General features: G+C 46.3%; 14 protein-coding genes. 4 read left to right on the top strand and 10 right to left on the bottom strand.

Annotated elements, in window-relative coordinates; all coding sequences use genetic code 11:
* Window positions 1–59 precede the first annotated feature (59 nt).
* A complete protein-coding gene (locus tag EKN16_RS27150; RefSeq protein ID WP_125664097.1) occupies window positions 60–440 on the top strand; it encodes a winged helix-turn-helix transcriptional regulator in 381 nt (126 codons plus the stop codon).
* A 58-nt stretch (window positions 441–498) separates the two neighbouring features.
* Here EKN16_RS27150 and EKN16_RS27145 read toward each other — a convergent pair whose 3' ends face one another.
* The 10 genes from EKN16_RS27145 to EKN16_RS27100 form a co-directional block, all read right to left on the bottom strand.
* Window positions 499–1,617 carry an SDR family oxidoreductase gene (locus tag EKN16_RS27145; protein WP_125666723.1) on the bottom strand — a complete coding sequence of 373 codons (1,119 nt, stop codon included), beginning with the start codon at window positions 1,615–1,617 and terminating at the stop codon, window positions 499–501.
* Between the two features lie 173 nt (window positions 1,618–1,790).
* The gene (locus tag EKN16_RS27140; RefSeq protein WP_232016043.1) at window positions 1,791–2,621 is read right to left on the bottom strand and encodes a polysaccharide deacetylase family protein; all 831 of its coding nucleotides are present in this window, start codon (window positions 2,619–2,621) and stop codon (window positions 1,791–1,793) included.
* Window positions 2,593–4,377, bottom strand: a complete 1,785-nt coding sequence (locus EKN16_RS27135; RefSeq protein WP_125664095.1) for a glycoside hydrolase family 2 protein — start codon at window positions 4,375–4,377, stop codon at window positions 2,593–2,595. Before EKN16_RS27135 ends, EKN16_RS27140 begins: the two co-directional genes overlap by 29 nt.
* A gap of 29 nt (window positions 4,378–4,406) precedes the next feature.
* The gene (locus tag EKN16_RS27130) at window positions 4,407–6,044 is read right to left on the bottom strand and encodes a beta-galactosidase (RefSeq protein ID WP_125664093.1); all 1,638 of its coding nucleotides are present in this window, start codon (window positions 6,042–6,044) and stop codon (window positions 4,407–4,409) included.
* A 28-nt stretch (window positions 6,045–6,072) separates the two neighbouring features.
* A complete protein-coding gene (locus EKN16_RS27125) occupies window positions 6,073–6,957 on the bottom strand; it encodes a carbohydrate ABC transporter permease (RefSeq protein ID WP_125664091.1) in 885 nt (294 codons plus the stop codon).
* Between the two features lie 21 nt (window positions 6,958–6,978).
* Window positions 6,979–7,878: an ABC transporter permease gene (locus EKN16_RS27120; protein ID WP_125664089.1), complete on the bottom strand. Its 900-nt coding sequence runs from the start codon at window positions 7,876–7,878 to the stop codon at window positions 6,979–6,981.
* A gap of 62 nt (window positions 7,879–7,940) precedes the next feature.
* Complete coding sequence (locus tag EKN16_RS27115; protein ID WP_232016042.1) at window positions 7,941–9,677, bottom strand: extracellular solute-binding protein; 1,737 nt, start codon at window positions 9,675–9,677, stop codon at window positions 7,941–7,943.
* Window positions 9,678–9,848: 171 nt separating this feature from the next.
* Window positions 9,849–11,603 carry a sensor histidine kinase gene (locus tag EKN16_RS27110; protein WP_125664085.1) on the bottom strand — a complete coding sequence of 585 codons (1,755 nt, stop codon included), beginning with the start codon at window positions 11,601–11,603 and terminating at the stop codon, window positions 9,849–9,851.
* 23 nt (window positions 11,604–11,626) lie between these two features.
* Complete coding sequence (locus EKN16_RS27105; RefSeq protein WP_125664083.1) at window positions 11,627–13,249, bottom strand: response regulator transcription factor; 1,623 nt, start codon at window positions 13,247–13,249, stop codon at window positions 11,627–11,629.
* Between the two features lie 320 nt (window positions 13,250–13,569).
* The gene (locus EKN16_RS27100; RefSeq protein WP_125664081.1) at window positions 13,570–13,812 is read right to left on the bottom strand and encodes a RidA family protein; all 243 of its coding nucleotides are present in this window, start codon (window positions 13,810–13,812) and stop codon (window positions 13,570–13,572) included.
* 191 nt (window positions 13,813–14,003) lie between these two features.
* On the opposite strand from EKN16_RS27100, the gene EKN16_RS27095 reads away from it, so the two are divergent.
* The 3 genes from EKN16_RS27095 to EKN16_RS27085 all read left to right on the top strand — a co-directional run bounded on the left by EKN16_RS27095 (window position 14,004) and on the right by EKN16_RS27085 (window position 15,842).
* Window positions 14,004–14,465 carry a hypothetical protein gene (locus tag EKN16_RS27095; protein WP_375782085.1) on the top strand — a complete coding sequence of 154 codons (462 nt, stop codon included), beginning with the start codon at window positions 14,004–14,006 and terminating at the stop codon, window positions 14,463–14,465.
* Window positions 14,466–14,616: 151 nt separating this feature from the next.
* Window positions 14,617–14,961: an ArsR/SmtB family transcription factor gene (locus EKN16_RS27090; RefSeq protein WP_125664079.1), complete on the top strand. Its 345-nt coding sequence runs from the start codon at window positions 14,617–14,619 to the stop codon at window positions 14,959–14,961.
* Window positions 14,962–15,332: 371 nt separating this feature from the next.
* Window positions 15,333–15,842, top strand: coding sequence for an SRPBCC domain-containing protein (locus EKN16_RS27085; protein WP_125664077.1), 510 nt, complete (start codon window positions 15,333–15,335; stop codon window positions 15,840–15,842).
* Window positions 15,843–15,974 lie beyond the last annotated feature (132 nt).

Below are 15,974 nucleotides of genomic sequence, written 5' to 3'. Positions count from 1 at the left end.
TCATTGATCTTTAACGGTGATCGATGTCGCATATTCGTAAAAGGAAAGTGAGCTGTATAATGAAAGAGCCGGATAAGATTTACAACACTGCTGTAGAGGCAACGCTAGAGGTAATTGGAGGAAAGTGGAAACCTGTGATTCTCTTTCATCTTACATTTGGCAAGAAACGTAACAATGAATTGAAAGGCTTGATACCCACAATTACTCAAAAAATGTTAACGCAGCAACTTCGAGAGCTTGAAGAGGAAGGCGTTATCTTGCGCATTTCTTACAATCAGGTTCCTCCAAAAGTCGAGTATGAGCTGACAGACTACGGTTGGAGCCTAAAAGAGATGCTGCATCTGATGTGTAGGTGGGGGGATACGCATATAGAGAGAAAGTACGGGGGGAGGGCCACCGTTCTGGCCAATCCACAGCTTGAATCCGCGCATAACATATAAGAAACCGACCTTATGTACAATATAGTACAAGGTCGGTTTTTCTTATATCATACGATCCTTATGGGATGAGTTTACGCAGACGAAAGTCGTCGAAGATGCTCATAAACATCGTTTCGGTATCCATGTATTCGTGAAAGCCAAAGCGGCGAGCTTTCGATCCATCGGCGAAGAAGTCGTAATTCCATCCGAACACGAAGTCACCAAAAGCCCAGGAAGATACGTCGCTATAAGAATGCTTTGCAAGCCCATGCTTCTCGACCATCCCGTTCCATAGTTGCTCCTTGTCTGCCATGACAATATCCAGTGACATCGGTAGCGGGGGTGCCGTCTCCAAGCCGAAGTATCGAGCGATCTTCGGCCACAGCTCGTTCCAACGGAAGAGATCCCCGTTCGTGATGTTAAATGCCTGGTTGGCACAGCGCTCATCGGTCGCCGCCCAAACCGTTGCCTTCGCAAGGAGTCCTGCATCAGTCATCTCCAAGAGGCTGTCATAAGCTCCCGGTTTGCCCGGAAAACGTAATGGAAGTCCTAATTCCTTTGAAATGGAGGCGTAAATCGCAATAACCATGGCAAGGTTCATCGGATTACCAAGAGAGAAGCCGCATACGACAGAGGGGCGGAGCGCAGACCATGTCCAAGCTTTTCCTTTTTGCCGTTCTTCTAGAAAATTTTGCTGATCGACATTAAATTCGGGTGGCATATGGTGAGCGTCTGTCTCACGGGCCGGTGTCTTGAACGGGCCTAGATGTGCGCCGTATACCTTATAACCTTGCATCAGACTAATATGTTTCAGGTCAGTTGCGATTGGTTTGATCGCTTCAACTACGTTCACTAACATGGCGAGGTTGGGTGGAACAAGTTCAGCCCAAGTTGGTCGGTCTTGGTAGGCGGCATAGAAAATATGCGTAACCTCAGTTAGACCACTTAACTTCTTGATGCTAGATTCTTTATCGAGAAGATCGACCGCCACATGCCGGACACGGTCTCTTGGCTCTCCGCCACGACGCGATATGCCGATCACGTCCCATTCTCTAAGGGTTGCAAGGTGGTCGATGAGGTTGCGGCCGATAACACCATTTGCACCTACGACCAAGGCGACTTTGCGTGCTGCTAGAGGTTCATTATTCAAAGTGTTCAGCTCCTTTTGTACTGTGCTTTGTTCCCTTTTATTATTCATTAAGGAACTATACTTGAGAAGAACGCACTTTGAAGTGCTATAAGCACTTTTTTGTAATCTAGCAGCCATTTCCCTTAGCATTGAGCTATAGCACTTGCCATTGATGGCAGGTTATAAATCAAAAAGCAGCGACCCTGAAGGATCGCTGCAGCTCACTGCCATTTAACTGCTGTTTAACCCAAAACCGTAGTCTTTCCTGCGGGCAGCTCAACCGACTGTTCATCCACACTAATCCATACCGATAAAGCGGAAGGATTATAAATGATTGTTCCCGAAGCTGAATACTCCAGCCTTTGGACGGCCTGCTGGTAGGCGACAATATCATGATTAGTGGCATACCATACATCTGTTCGGCCTGCCACCTGCTCACAGAATTGTTCGATCAGCTCCCAGTTGTCCTTGCGGTCAAAGTCATGGCTATGTCCAAATACATAGAACAGCAGCATCGAATCGCCTCGTTCTTCTTCAAGAAAACGCTCGCCTTGCTGGAGTAAATTATCGTCATGGTGACAAGTCGGTGCCCAACGCAGAAAGTCGTCTGGCATCGTGAATTCTCCCGTACAGTGAGCTGTGCGCGCATAATCCATACCGAGTGAAGAGATGATCCTGACTACTTCATCGTTGTAGGTACCATAAGGATAAGACATGCCTTTCACCGGATAGCCTACCAATTGTTCGAGCTGCTTCCGGTCATTCCATACTTCGGCTACTAGAGTTTCCTTGGAGGCCAGCGTCAAATGTGGGTGATTCACGCTATGTCCTGAAACCTCGTGACCGGAGAAAAGCGCTTTAACTTCATCAGCCCTCAGAAAACCCGGTTTATCCAGAGAACCGGATATCAGATGGAACGTAGCTTTCATTCCGTAGCGGTTGAATATCTCCACTAATCTGCGATCATGATCAACGCCGTCATCGTAACTGAAGGTTAATGCCTTCGCTAGCCCTCCCGGAAAGCGGTTAGCTGTAATTTTCAGTTCAATTCCTCCCCTTTCGCTCCTGTCCATTTCTGAACAGTCGCGATATGGTATGGTACCCTTCCTTTTCCTTTCGGTCGATCGTCACTACACCGAAGGGTCCATAAGGAGCGCTCCACTTCAATCCACCTTCGGAATCATAGAAGTCGCGGCGGTGATAATAATCCGCCCAGCTCCAGATCACTCCGCCCTGGATGCCTGTATTCACAATGGCCTGCCATACACTTGCCAAATAAGCAGCTTGATACGTTTCCGAGAATCGGTCTTTTCCCTTCAAACCAAGAATAGCAGGTGTCCCGAACTCCGACATAACGACAGCTTTGTCTGGATATTCGGCAGCTGTTGCCCGCAGATGCTCCTCAGTCGGGATACGTACAATCTCGTCGAACTCTTCGATTTCGTAGGCTATCTTACGATGGAAGAATACCCCGTAATACAAGTTCACGCATACCAGATCGGCTTCCTCGAAAGCCAAATGCCCGCCGGAGCCCGTTGTCGCAAAGGTCACGAGCCGAGTCGAATCCAGCTCCCTTGTTCTTCTGATCAGCCTTCGCATTGCGGCTATGCCGACTTCCTTGTTCGTACCGGATTCATTACACATGCTCCAGGCAATGATGCACGGATGATTGCCATCCCGCCCTATCATCTCTTCAAGCGCAACCTCTGCCTTATCGATGACTTCCGGAATATAAGGTCTGTCATCCCATTCGGATAGCCACCAGTTCAGCGGAATCTCCGACATATATAACAATCCAATCTCGTCCATTATGTCCAGATGGATCGGATGCTGTGGATAATGAACCCTCACCAAGTTAGCACCCATCTGCTTGATCTTGATGAGATCCTCACGAATGAGATGATGGGGAACGCTCGGTCCGTACCCTGCATATTCGTCGTAGCGATTAACACCCTTAATGATTAACGGCGTGCCATTCAAGAGAATGGTACTTCCATCCCTGCTGATCGTCCGGATACCGAAACGCTCATCTGCATGATCCCGTATATCTCCTCTTTCGATCAGCGTTACCTGTAGATTGTAGAGATGAGGCGTATCCAGATCCCACAAAAGAGGTTTGGCTATCTCAAATTCAAAAGAGAAGCTTGTTGCTTGATTAGCTGAACCAGCTCCGGAAGGACAACTTATCCTGAGGAGCTTCTCTATTACTCCCTCATCAGTGGAACATTGTAAGCCAATTTCGCCTTCCAAAGCTTGATCGGCCGCATTTATGATCTCTACTTCAGCACGAACCGTCGCGGGTCCAGCTTCTGAGACAGCTGTACGAATGTGTACGGCAGCAATATAAGCGCGCGAAGTCGTTTCCACAACAACCGGCTGCAAAATACCGCCATACTGAATCCATTCCACGACCCGTCCACCAGGGAGCCAGTCCTCTCTATGGCAATTATCAACTTTAATGATTAGCTCATTATTGCCTTCAGCGGCAAGGAAAGGCGTGACGTTAAATTCAAATGGCAAATACGTGCCGAAATGTTCGCCCAAATAGGTACCATTCAACCAAACCCGCGCATGACCGCTAACGCTGTTGAAAATAATCCGTTCCCATGTATCACGAGCCGACTGATCCAGCTTAAACGAAGCCGCATACCAACCCATTCCTTCATAACCCCAGAATGCTTCTTGGTAGAAATCCCAAGGCTTCGGCACCTCTACGGCCATCCAACCAGATCTATCATAACCTGGCCTGAACCACTCCAGCTGCTCTCCCCTGTCATTCTGATCGATTTGGAATGTCCACTCCTGTAATTCAAGCGCCAAACGCTGCATAATGATACCCTCCTACATGTTCCCCGTGATTAGGATCCGAGCACAGTAGCCATGACTCCAAGCCATTCGTCCGGAGAAGCATCTCTTGGCAGCAGCCATGCTTGTCCCTCTCCGGCATCGTGTTGAAGCAAGACACTGCTGCGTTCTAGAATAGCATCCTTGATAAAATTATTATCCTGCCAATTAAACAGTTCTCGGAACAATCGAGGCACTTCCGTTAGGAAGACATTCCGATCATTCTTACGGAATAAATCATCCGTGACAATTAGCCTCCCACCCGCTTGAACATAAGTAATCAAACGATCCTCAAGCGCTGAATCATAAATGGTATGCAGCGGAATGACGATTACTTCCTGATCGCGGATTTGCTCAGCCGAATAGAGAATATCGATAGCCCCATTATGAAGCTCATACATGCTCTTATACACCGTATTCACAACGTAATCGGTATAGTTAAGACGGTCGCCAACTGCTAGCTGATAACACCATGAGCTGTCAAAATGATAGTACAAACCGAGCTTGGCTGAGGTGCTTGCAGGACTTCCCGCGGTAAGAAAGTTTGCTCCCGCTTCACCCTCATGCTGCTTGGCATATTGCTGTACAACGCTGTAATTCGCAGAGGGTTCACCGGTGAGGGTCATCAGCTCACTACCGCCATTGGACTGCTCCTGTCCCCATGGGAATGGCTTCATCTTGAAGAGGAAGAAACCCTCGCAGCCTCTTTCTCTAACCAGCTCCATCTTCTGCCCCAGCTCCTGAGAGCTTGCCCCGAATTCCATGATCCAGAACGGCTTCGATAACACGCCGCGACTGGCATCACAATAAAAGGCAATTTCGTACGGCCTGCTGCTGTAGATATCAATGCCGACAACATCAAGCTCAGCGAACATCTCTGACCAATTCACATTATCTCCCCAGCTGAACATGAAAGCATTCGTCGTAATCGGTCGTTCTCCGATATATGCTCTTAGTACGGAAGCCTGCAGGCGTGCAAAACGAACCATACCATCCGAGGAGAATCGAGCAAATTCCAGATCCAGACTAGGGTGATGCCACATCATCACATCAGAGCTGACTGGTGCTGGGAGTGGAATCTGCTCGAAACGATGATAATGCTGGGACCAGAAAGCTGTTCCCCAGCTCTTGTTCAAGGCTTCAATTGTCCCGTATTTATTCTCTAAATACGCACTGAAAGCTTGTTTAGCACAGCTGCCGAAATCATATTTGGTTTCGCCGCCAAACTCATTATCCAGCTGCCAGGCGATAACATTCGGATGAGCACCATATCGCTGAGCCATCTTCTCCACAATACGCAGTGAGTATTCTACATATTTGGATGAATGATAGGATCTGTGCTGCCGTGCGCCAAAGCCAACTGTTCGTCCATCTTTACTAACAGGAAGGACCTCAGGATGAAGCTCCGTTAACCAGATTGGCGGACAGGCAGTAGGCGTGCAGAGAACGACTTGAATGCCGAATTCAGCAGCCAAATTGATGGCGTCATCGAGCCATATCCAGTTATAAACGCCATCCTCACTTTCAATCGTAGACCAAGCAAATTCAGCAATCCGAATGGTCGTTACTCCTGCCTCAGCCAACCGCTTGTAATCGACAGCCCATTGGCTGCTCTGATCATGCTCAGGGTAATACGCGATTCCTAGTTTCATTGTTCGTTCTCCAATCCTTAGAAGCTATCTATTCCTTAACACTTCCCATGACAATGCCACTCATAAAATATCGCTGCAGGAACGGGTAAACCAAGAGGATCGGAACAGTTCCAAGGAAGATTTGAGCCGCCTTAACCGTACGGTCAGATACCTTGCCAAGCAAGGTCAAATCGGCCACCGTTAATCTCGAGAAGTCCTTGTTCACGATAACGGTCTGCAAATAGCTCTGCAGCGGATACTTGTCGGGCGAATTCATGTAGATCAGTCCCGTGAACCATTCATTCCAGTGAAACACAATCGCGAATAAGGTGACTGTAGCTAATACCGGCATGGATACCGGAATGACGACTCGGGCTAACGTCTTCCAATGGCTAGCGCCGTCTATGAAGGCAGCCTCAAGCAGTTCTTTGGGCAGGCCGCGGAAGAAATTCAAAATCAGAATGACATTGAATACATTAACTGCACTTGGCAAGACGAGTGCCCAGATCGTATTGAGCAGTCCGGTTTTCATTACGATCATATACGTTGGAATAAGTCCGCCACCGAATAGCATCGTGATGACGAAGATCCACACATAGATCGTTCGAAAACGAAAATCCTTGACCTCTTTCGATAAAGCATAAGCGACCAATACGCCCAGTACCATGTTCAAGGAAACGCCCAGAGCCAATCGCTGCAGGGTAATAATGAACGATTTGAGAAAAGCAGGTTCCTTGATGACAAAGGAATAGGATTTTGTGTTGAACTCCACTGGCCAGAGGCTAACCGCCCCGGCTGTAGCAGCACTGCTGGAGCTGAATGAAATGGCCAGAATATGAACAATTGGAAAAATACAAAGCAGCGATACTAGCAACAAAACCGTATAGTTACCGACTTCAAATACCCGCCGGCTTATACTTTTATTCTCAACCAAGCCGCATCCCTCCTCTAGCTGCTAGAATATCCGATAATTGGCGAATCTGAAGGCCAGAATATAGGATCCGGCGATAAAGATAAGTGATACGAAGGATTTGAATAATCCGACTGCTGCTCCGACGCTATATTGATAGTCGAGCAGACCGAGACGATAAACGAACGTATCGAGAATATCTCCGGATTCATACACGACTGTACCGTACAAATTGAAGACCTGGTCGAAGCCTGCATTGAGCACATTGCCCAGGCTGAGCGTAGATAACAAAATAATAACGGGGAGTAATCCTGGTACTGTAATATGCCAAGTCTGACGAATTCGGTTGGCTCCATCCATAACAGCCGCTTCATATAATGCAGGGTTAATGCCGGTTAGAGCAGCAAGATAAACAATCGTGCTGAATCCGAATTCCTTCCAGATATCCGAGATAACGAGCACAAATGGGAACCAGTTATTGTTAGCCAAGAAGAAAATCGGTTTTATCCCGAACAGTCCAAGCATATGGTTCACAATTCCAGACGAAGGCGACAGAAGATCAATCATGATTCCCCCGAGAATAACCCACGAGAGAAAATGGGGCAGATAGACCAACGTTTGAACGGACCGCTTGAACGCCCGTGATCGAATTTCATTTAGCAGCAGAGCCGTTATGATCGGTACAACTAGACCGGCTACAATTTTCATTGCGGAGATATATAAGGTATTGCCCACGACCCGCCAAATATTAGGCAGATGAACCAAGTACTCAAAATTATCCCATCCGACCCATTTGGACTTGATGAATCCCACGACCGGAATGAATTTTTCGAATGCCATAACAATACCGAGCATAGGTCCGTAACTATAGACCAACACAATTGCCAGTGCAGGCCAGACCATCAGATGGAGAGGCAGCTCTTTTTGCCAAATCTTCATTTTCATGCGGGTAGCTCCTTTCTAAGCTGTGATAACAAGAAGGGGAGGGAATCACCCTCCCCCAACGCTTATTTGTGATTATTCGCGTACCACTCATTAACTTCTTTCGTGATTTGATCGCCGCCAAGCTTCTTCCAGTCGGCAGCAAACTTGTCGAACGCATCCGGCGAAGCAGCTCCCATAATAATCTTCGTAAATGCCTCGAACTCTTGCTGCTTCAAGAATGAGCCCTTCTCCACCATCGTCGGCGTAGGCGTTCCATAGAATTCGTTGGAAACAATAAGATTGTTCGCGTTATAATTTTTGAGAATGGCATATGCGCCATTATCACCGAAGATCGGATTCAAGTACCAGCCTGTGAGATTCGTACCCGCCTTCGCTTCCTTCATCTGATTGTAGTAACCCAAGAACTCTTCATTCAGCTTGGAAGTGTCCCCTGTTTTTAAAGCTTCGGTTACGAGCTCATGTGCCTTAATGTTCGTATCCATCGTGAACGTCTGGATAATTGCAGAACCAAACACTTGGATTTTCTCACCGTTATCAGCTGTGACTGTATGATATTTGCTGGACTCTGCGTGCTCACCGTAGATTTTGGAAAAATAGAAGTTAAGCATCTTAACGATCGCTTCTTTGTGCTCGGTTCCTTTTTTGACAACATAGTATTGGTCAGGAACCGGCTGTTGAATAAACGATTTAGCTGGTTTATCATCAACTGACACAAGCGGGAAAGGCATCCACTCTGCTTTTTTGTCCCGCTGCTTGAGATCATTAAGCGGCCATGAAGCATTCCAGAATTGACCGAAGAACAAGCCCACTTTGCCTGAAGTTACAGACTCCGCAACCTTCGTTCCATCTTTAACAGCGAATTCCCGGTCGAGCAGTCCTTCTTTGAACATCTTATTTAATGCAATTAAGCCTTCCTTGACTTGAGGCTGAATGCTGCTGTAGACAAGCTGGCCTGTAGCCTCATCCTTCTGCCACATCGTTACATTCCCGCTGTAAGGGTAGGCATGGAATCCGCTGAAGAAACCCTCTACGCCAGCAAAGCCATCATAGACATTTTTGCCGATTGCCATGCCGAATGTGTCGTCCTTTTTGTTGCCGTCTGGATCATCCTTCGTAAAAGCGCGGGCGATGTTCATCACGTCGTCCATCGTCTTCGGCGGGGATAGCTTCAACTTATCCAACCAATCTGTCCGCACCCAGATCATAGGTGCCCCATCCGTACCTCCACCCTTAGTCGTATCAGGGAGTGCCATTAGCTTGCCTTTGTAAGAAGCAGCCTTCAGCATGATGCCATCATTGTAATTCAGATTATCCTTCACTTCTTGGGAAGCGTATTTGTTATACACGTCCGTCAAATCCTCAATCATATCGGAATCAATTAACATTTGCAGTTCGCGAGCCGTTACGTGCAGAATATCAGGCAAGTTCCCTGAAGCAATCGTAACGCTCATCTTTTGATCACGAACCTCTGGGGTGTCTGTGGCTACCCATAGGTTTTTAATTTTGATACCTAGCTGACTCAGATACTCTCTTTTCCAAACATTATTATCAATGTTGTCCCCTTTTGGATACTTCGAGTTCTCCATCTGGAACGCTACAGTGCTAAGCTCGATCGGCGGATCATATTTGGCCATCGGATCTACAGGTGCTCCCTCATCGGTTCCCTTAGTCGTGCCCGTAGTGCCCTCAGTTGTTTGCCCGTTAGTACCTTTTTCACCGGTATTATTCGTTTTCTTATCTGAACAAGCAGATACCACGGTCATCGTACAAACCAAACCGATTAGAAATGCTGTTCTCATTCTCTTTGTACTAGTCAATGCTTTTTCCCCCTATCGGATGAAGTACTTGTGTACAGTTCTAATTATGAGGAATGCGGTTACAAAGGAATAGATTCAGAATTGCACATTCGTTGACTTCTTATGACTTCTTACGATCCTTCTTACGATCCTTCTTACGATCCTTCTTATGATCTATTCATTGCCTCTTGCGTTCCGGCTAATATTAACGGATACCTTCAAGCCACCCAGTTCACTTCTTCCGAGCTCGATTCCACTCTTGGGTCCGAAGAATATCTGAATGCGTCTGTGTACGTTAATGAGTCCAGTCGTTTCTAACTCATCGCCACGATACTTTAGCTTGTTTCGAAGCTCCTCTATCGTCTCGTCCGTTAATGCTTTTCCGTTATCTTCAACAATGAGCTGATAGAACGGTTCGTTCGAACGGAGCGAAACAATAATTCGCCCCTCGCTCTTCACATTCTCCAGCCCATGATTATAGGCATTCTCCAGAATGGGCTGGAGAAATAATTTGGGCACTTGGAGTTCAGCCATCGCCTCTGGCAGCTCATCGCAGGATACCTCGATCCGATCGGAGAAGCGTATACCTTGAATATCCATATAAGACCTGGAATGCTGAAGCTCCAGCTCGATGGGAACGACATCAGCCGCACTGCGGGTAATATACTGAAAATAGCTGCCGAGATGCTCGCAGAATAAGACGACCTTATCGATCTCCTGCATCTTGGCAAGTCGATAGAGTGTGAAATAGGTATTGTAAAGAAAATGGGGATTGATCTGTGATTGCAGCTGCTTCAGCTCCGAGCTTTGCGAGCGAATTCGCTGCTCGTATACTTGGTGAATCAACACATTCAGCTGCTCGACCATGGAATTAAACTGGGTGTACAAATAAGAGAACTCGTCCGCTCTGCGCGTGACCGGCATTTTCTCGAGCACCCCTCTCTCAACCTTCCGTAAAGAACGCACGAGCTGACTCATCGGGCGATGAATCAAACGATAGATCCAAGCAGAGAAAATTAGAATAACAACAATCGATAGAATCGATATGATCCAGAACCAATTGCCATAGGTGGACAGCTGACCCAGCACTTCTTCCTCCGGTACATAGACGGCTAACGTCATATCTCCTTTAGGTGTAGAACGATGAACCACGATGTAACGGCTGCTATCATAACGGTAGGGATAGACACCGGACAGGGCCTGATCAATCCCGATCGAGCGAGAAGAGGATTGAATGGCCGCTGTTAGCTTCCGATCCTCCCCCTTGGATACCGTCCAGTTCTGCTCATCATTCCATAATACATAACCGCCATTCCCATAATTCGTGAACTGTTCGAGCTTCTGCTTGAGCATATCCACGTTAAGCTCGATGCTTAATGCATAGGAAGGCGCTTTATTATAAATAGTCAAAGAGGGATAAGGCAGCACAATGAATAATCTTCCTTTCCACTCGACCACCTTAGACATATGTTTCTTCGAGGCATTCGTAACCATTTGGTATTCCTCTACCGGTAAAGTAGTAACCGAAGTAAGCGAAGAGATCACACGATTAAGAACCGGTATGTATGCGCTAACATTACGAATTAAAGAGCTTGAGCCTTGAATCATCCCCAGCTTCTCTTCAATGTATAACATGCGCCGCGTCATCTCGTAGGGGTCCATGACAGAACCCCCAAAGCTGATATTCTGCAAGTCCTTGTCCAGAATAAACTCTCGTTGATGCTTGCTCATGAGCTCCAGCTCCGCGTTGAATGATTCCATGAAATTCTGAACGCTGACCTCTAATTGCTTGGATAATTGCTGTTTTACGCTTTCCTTTCCCTTCTGATTAACGACCAAGCCCAGCGTGCAGATCGGTACGATAACAAGGAGAAAGACGAATACAATTTTCGGATAAATGGATAGCTTTAGCCTTCGGTCCTGATTCATAGGGATCACCCCAATCCTTTGACTTATCTTTCCCGGTATTCAATAGGCGTCATCTTCGTTAACCGTTTGAAGAACCGGGTAAAATAGGCCGAAGATTCAAATCCGATTTCCTGCGCGATCTCATTCACCTTAAGGTTCGTCCCACGCAATAGTTCCTTCGCCTTCTCGATTCGTACGTGGATGACATAATCGGTAAGCGTGATACCCGATAGCTTCTTGTATAGTCTAGATAAATAATAGGGATTCAGATAAACGATCTCCGCCATCCGGGTCAAGGACAGATCCTCGGCAATATGAGCGTGAACATAATTCTCGATCGTTTGGATTACGTCGCGGTAGGGCGAGAATTCGGACTGGTTGCGCAGCTCGAAGTAATGCTCTGCGATCTGGAGAAAATAATCCGCTACTCCCTTCCAGTCCGTGAACGATTTGAATTCCACACATCTTCCAAGATCGATTCTTCTGCCGATGTCGAGCGTTAATCCCGAGCGGTTCATACAAGTCATAAACGTCGAAGACAAGGCCAGGAATATCTCCTGTACCGTATAGCTTTTTCCATCCGTCCAATCCGGCAGCTTATCCAAGAACGAGGTCATCTGTTCCCGGAATTCTCCTTCAAGTCCGCTTTCCAGATACGATTCCAATTTCTTCAGCGTGGGACCGTAAAATTGATTTTTATTCGAACTATCCTCAATCTCAGTAGGCCCACTGTATTCATGGAGCATCATCTCCCTGCCCATCCCGATGCCATAGCTGATTTGCCATTTCATACGGAAATAGTTTTCCGGCAGCTTATTCCAATCATTCTCCCTCGCTCCAATGAGGAACGATACCCCTACCTTCAACAATTGATCGGTTTGTTTTTGCGTCATTTCCAGACTGCCGTATATGAACCGCTTCAAGCTCTCTTCATCGAGAGGGTCTTTGGACTGTATCATCCATACCCATTGATCACTATCATACTTAACTTGCACCATACTGAGCCGCGGTCGCAGATACTCCTCCGCAATATTGTTGATCGCGAAGAGCAGCAGCTCCTTATCCGCCAATAAAAGATCAGAGCCCCAATGGTCGACCTTACCCGTCACCAGCAGCACCGGACGATCGAGCTCCAGTGGAATTTGCAGCTCGGCTAGATTGTCCGCTCTCACATTCGCCGTCGTTCGGACACCTTCAAGCAACTCGGATAAGAATACCTTCCTGAGCATAGGAAGCGCGATGCTCATGCTGCCCTTTGCTTGCAAAATCAATTCATTTAGCTTCCATGCTTCCCTCAGTTCCAAGCATGCCCGTTCCACTGCTTGAACGATTTTGGCATCACCTTCTGTCTTCAGCACATAATCGAGACTTCCACCACGGACAGCGTCTTGGATATATTTGAATTCATTGTAGCCCGTCAGCATGATCACCTTACAATGTGCCCACGTGGATTTAGCATGCTTCAGCACTTCAAGCCCCGAGATCTCCGGCATATGGATATCGGTCAATAAAATGTCAATTTGCGTCGTATCCAGCCTCTTAATTGCTTCCTCGCCCGAATAGGCGCGATACAGCTCAAGCTCCATTGATTCCGCATACTCACTAAACATCTCATAAAGTCCATCTACAATAATTGATTCATCATCTGTTATTAGCAACCGATGCATGGCTTCACCTTTCCTTTACTAAATATGAAAAATACACCTATCGTGCAAATGGAAAGGAGACCCTCTCAACTACCTTTCATTCCTCTTAAGGTGCATAATTATCGATATGATGTTGACTCTGTCAATCTGCCACTACTATAACACAGTCGGATTTGACGCGTAACTTATCGTACATGACTTCAATTATTGTCCCGAGCCCCTTGATAATAAAAAGAGTCCTGATGACATTTATTGAAGTCATCAAGACTGATTTAATGAGGAAAAAGCTTTCATTTTGAGCAGAGTGGGTGTGGCGTCACAGGACTGTTGGCGAGGTTGGGTTATACGCTACTCCATCGATCATCATAAGGCAAGTCGGCAATGTTTTTAAGATAGACATTCATTTTAACGACTTGATCCAATAGGGTATCACATTGTTGAAGTGTTTTTGTTAAATTGGTAAAAGTATCGTGTATTTGTTGAGTGAAACTTTCTCCAAAACCTCGATGCAAACCGATGAAAACATAATCCCCTGCTGCAACTGCTGCAGAATAACTAAATGGGGTTTTCACTCTTCTTACCATCTAATCTTCTCCTTTTTTGAGCGTTTCGCCTCTCTACTAAGTAATTAAATTATAGAACATATGTTCTTATTTTGCAAGTTTTTACATTCTTTAAGTCAGACGGATATTTTTCTTTTAACAAAAAATCTCTGGTCTACATACATTAATCAGGGACAATCGACTATATCACCATTCAAAATGGAGGAAAATTAATGAATCACTCTCTCTTGCCTCATCATGCTTATGCCAATCAAGTGTATTGGGAGGTACCAGCGGTTACAGATGACCGGCAAACAATGCCTCATCCTATTCTTACAGAGGCTAGGCAACTTGCTCCTAACCAAATATTAATGACGTATGACCAGCCTACTGATTTGGCATCAGCAACAAATATATCTAATTATTGGATAAGAAGTAATATGATTGATCGCACTGATATTTCCAGTGTCGGAATGGGAGATGCTCTTACAAGAGCAAATACGATACGCCCTGAAATGGGAATGATAACAGCTATAGACAATTCGAAAATGAGATTCCTCATAACATTTAGGGCTACTGCTATCATGGGTGTCCTTTATATCGTACTCCCCTGTTTCGTTAACTTAGAGGGGAAAACAGGTTACACCGGAGAAAACTGGGGACCTTTAAGCAGAAATATGTTTATCGGAATATAAATAAACCTTCATGGATTCATTTTTATCATCTATGATTTAAAAAAAAGGAACTGCCGAGATGGCAGTTTTTTATTTTTGAAAAACACTTTCAATATTCCTTTACAGGCATATACGTTATCGTATATATTCTAATTGGAAGGAGCAAGGTTATATGGGCGTAAAAATGACAACTTTGAATGCACTTGCCGAGCCCAACCGCTTACACATTGTCGAGCTTCTGCGTGACGGCCCCCTTACAGTAGGGGAAATTGCCGAACGCCTTGGGCTCCACCAGCCGCAAGTTTCCAAACATCTCCGTGTACTTAGTGATTCCGGGCTCGTTGAGGTTCATCCAAGCGCCAATCGGCGTATCTACAAGCTGCAGTCCCAGCCATTCATAGAACTGGACTCCTGGCTGGAATCCTTTCGTCGCGTCTGGGACGAGAGATTCGATCGCTTGGACGAATATCTGCTTGAACTGCAAGGAAAAGAAAAGAAAGCTGGGGACAAGGAATAACACCGCAGCGCAGAGCCGAGTAGGCGATATTCCCTTTGGATTATCGCCTATTCGATCTTTATATCATGCGAAAAAATTCCGACTGGTCCAGCTGTATGAGTTGAAGGTCAAAGAAAGGCTACCATCAAGAATGAATAACAGACTGGGGAATCCTTCAGCGATCTAGACTGGAACATACTGGTTCTCATTATCGAACCTCTAAAAAAACAAACTTGTTTGAGCACACACGAAAAAAAACATTATAATATTCCTTGACCGGAATATTCCTTTTAAGGTATATTGTAATTATGAGTACGGTATCATGGATTTCATCGATCGGCTTCAACTCCAAGAAAAGAACAATCAAAACTAAATTTCAGGAGGAATTTTCAATGTCGAACAAAATGATTTTCAAGGTAGAGGGTCAAGCACTTATTCTGGAACGTGTTTTTGATGCGCCGCGCGAGCTTGTATTCAAAGCGTTCTCAGAGGCTGAGCATCTGAAGCACTGGTGGGGACCTCGCGGCTGGACGGTTACGGTTTGCAACGTCGATTTTCGTCCGGGTGGCATCTGGCATTACTGCATGAAGTGCATCGATGAGAACCAAGGCGATTTTTTTGGATTCGAATCTTGGGGCAAAGCAGTCTATCAGGAAATCGTAGCGACGGAGAAGATCGTCTACGTTGACTACTTCTCCGATGCCGAAGGTAATGAAGCGGAAGGGATGCCCTCGTCTCAGATTACGATGACTTTTATAGAGCACGAGGGTAAGACGAAGCTTGTCAGCCGGGCTCAATACGCTTCAGCCGAAGCGCTTAAAGCCGTCGTGGAAATGGGGATGGAGCAAGGAATAACTGAAACTTGGGACCGTCTCGCTGAGCATCTGCAATCTATTTCATAATCTCTTCACAACAAGGCCGTCCGGCAAGAGCCGGCGGCTTTATTTTAGGTTGTGCACCTAGCCAAGAATAGGCAGCGAGAGCGGTCTAACGAGGAGCGGCAGATGGCTGGATCGAATAATGCGCCACAGGTT

It is taken from the genome of Paenibacillus baekrokdamisoli (genome assembly GCF_003945345.1).
Taxonomy (GTDB): Bacteria; Bacillota; Bacilli; order Paenibacillales; family Paenibacillaceae; genus Paenibacillus_Z; species Paenibacillus_Z baekrokdamisoli.
Note: the sequence above shows the minus strand (reverse complement) of the source record. Positions and strands in the feature narration are given on the sequence as shown.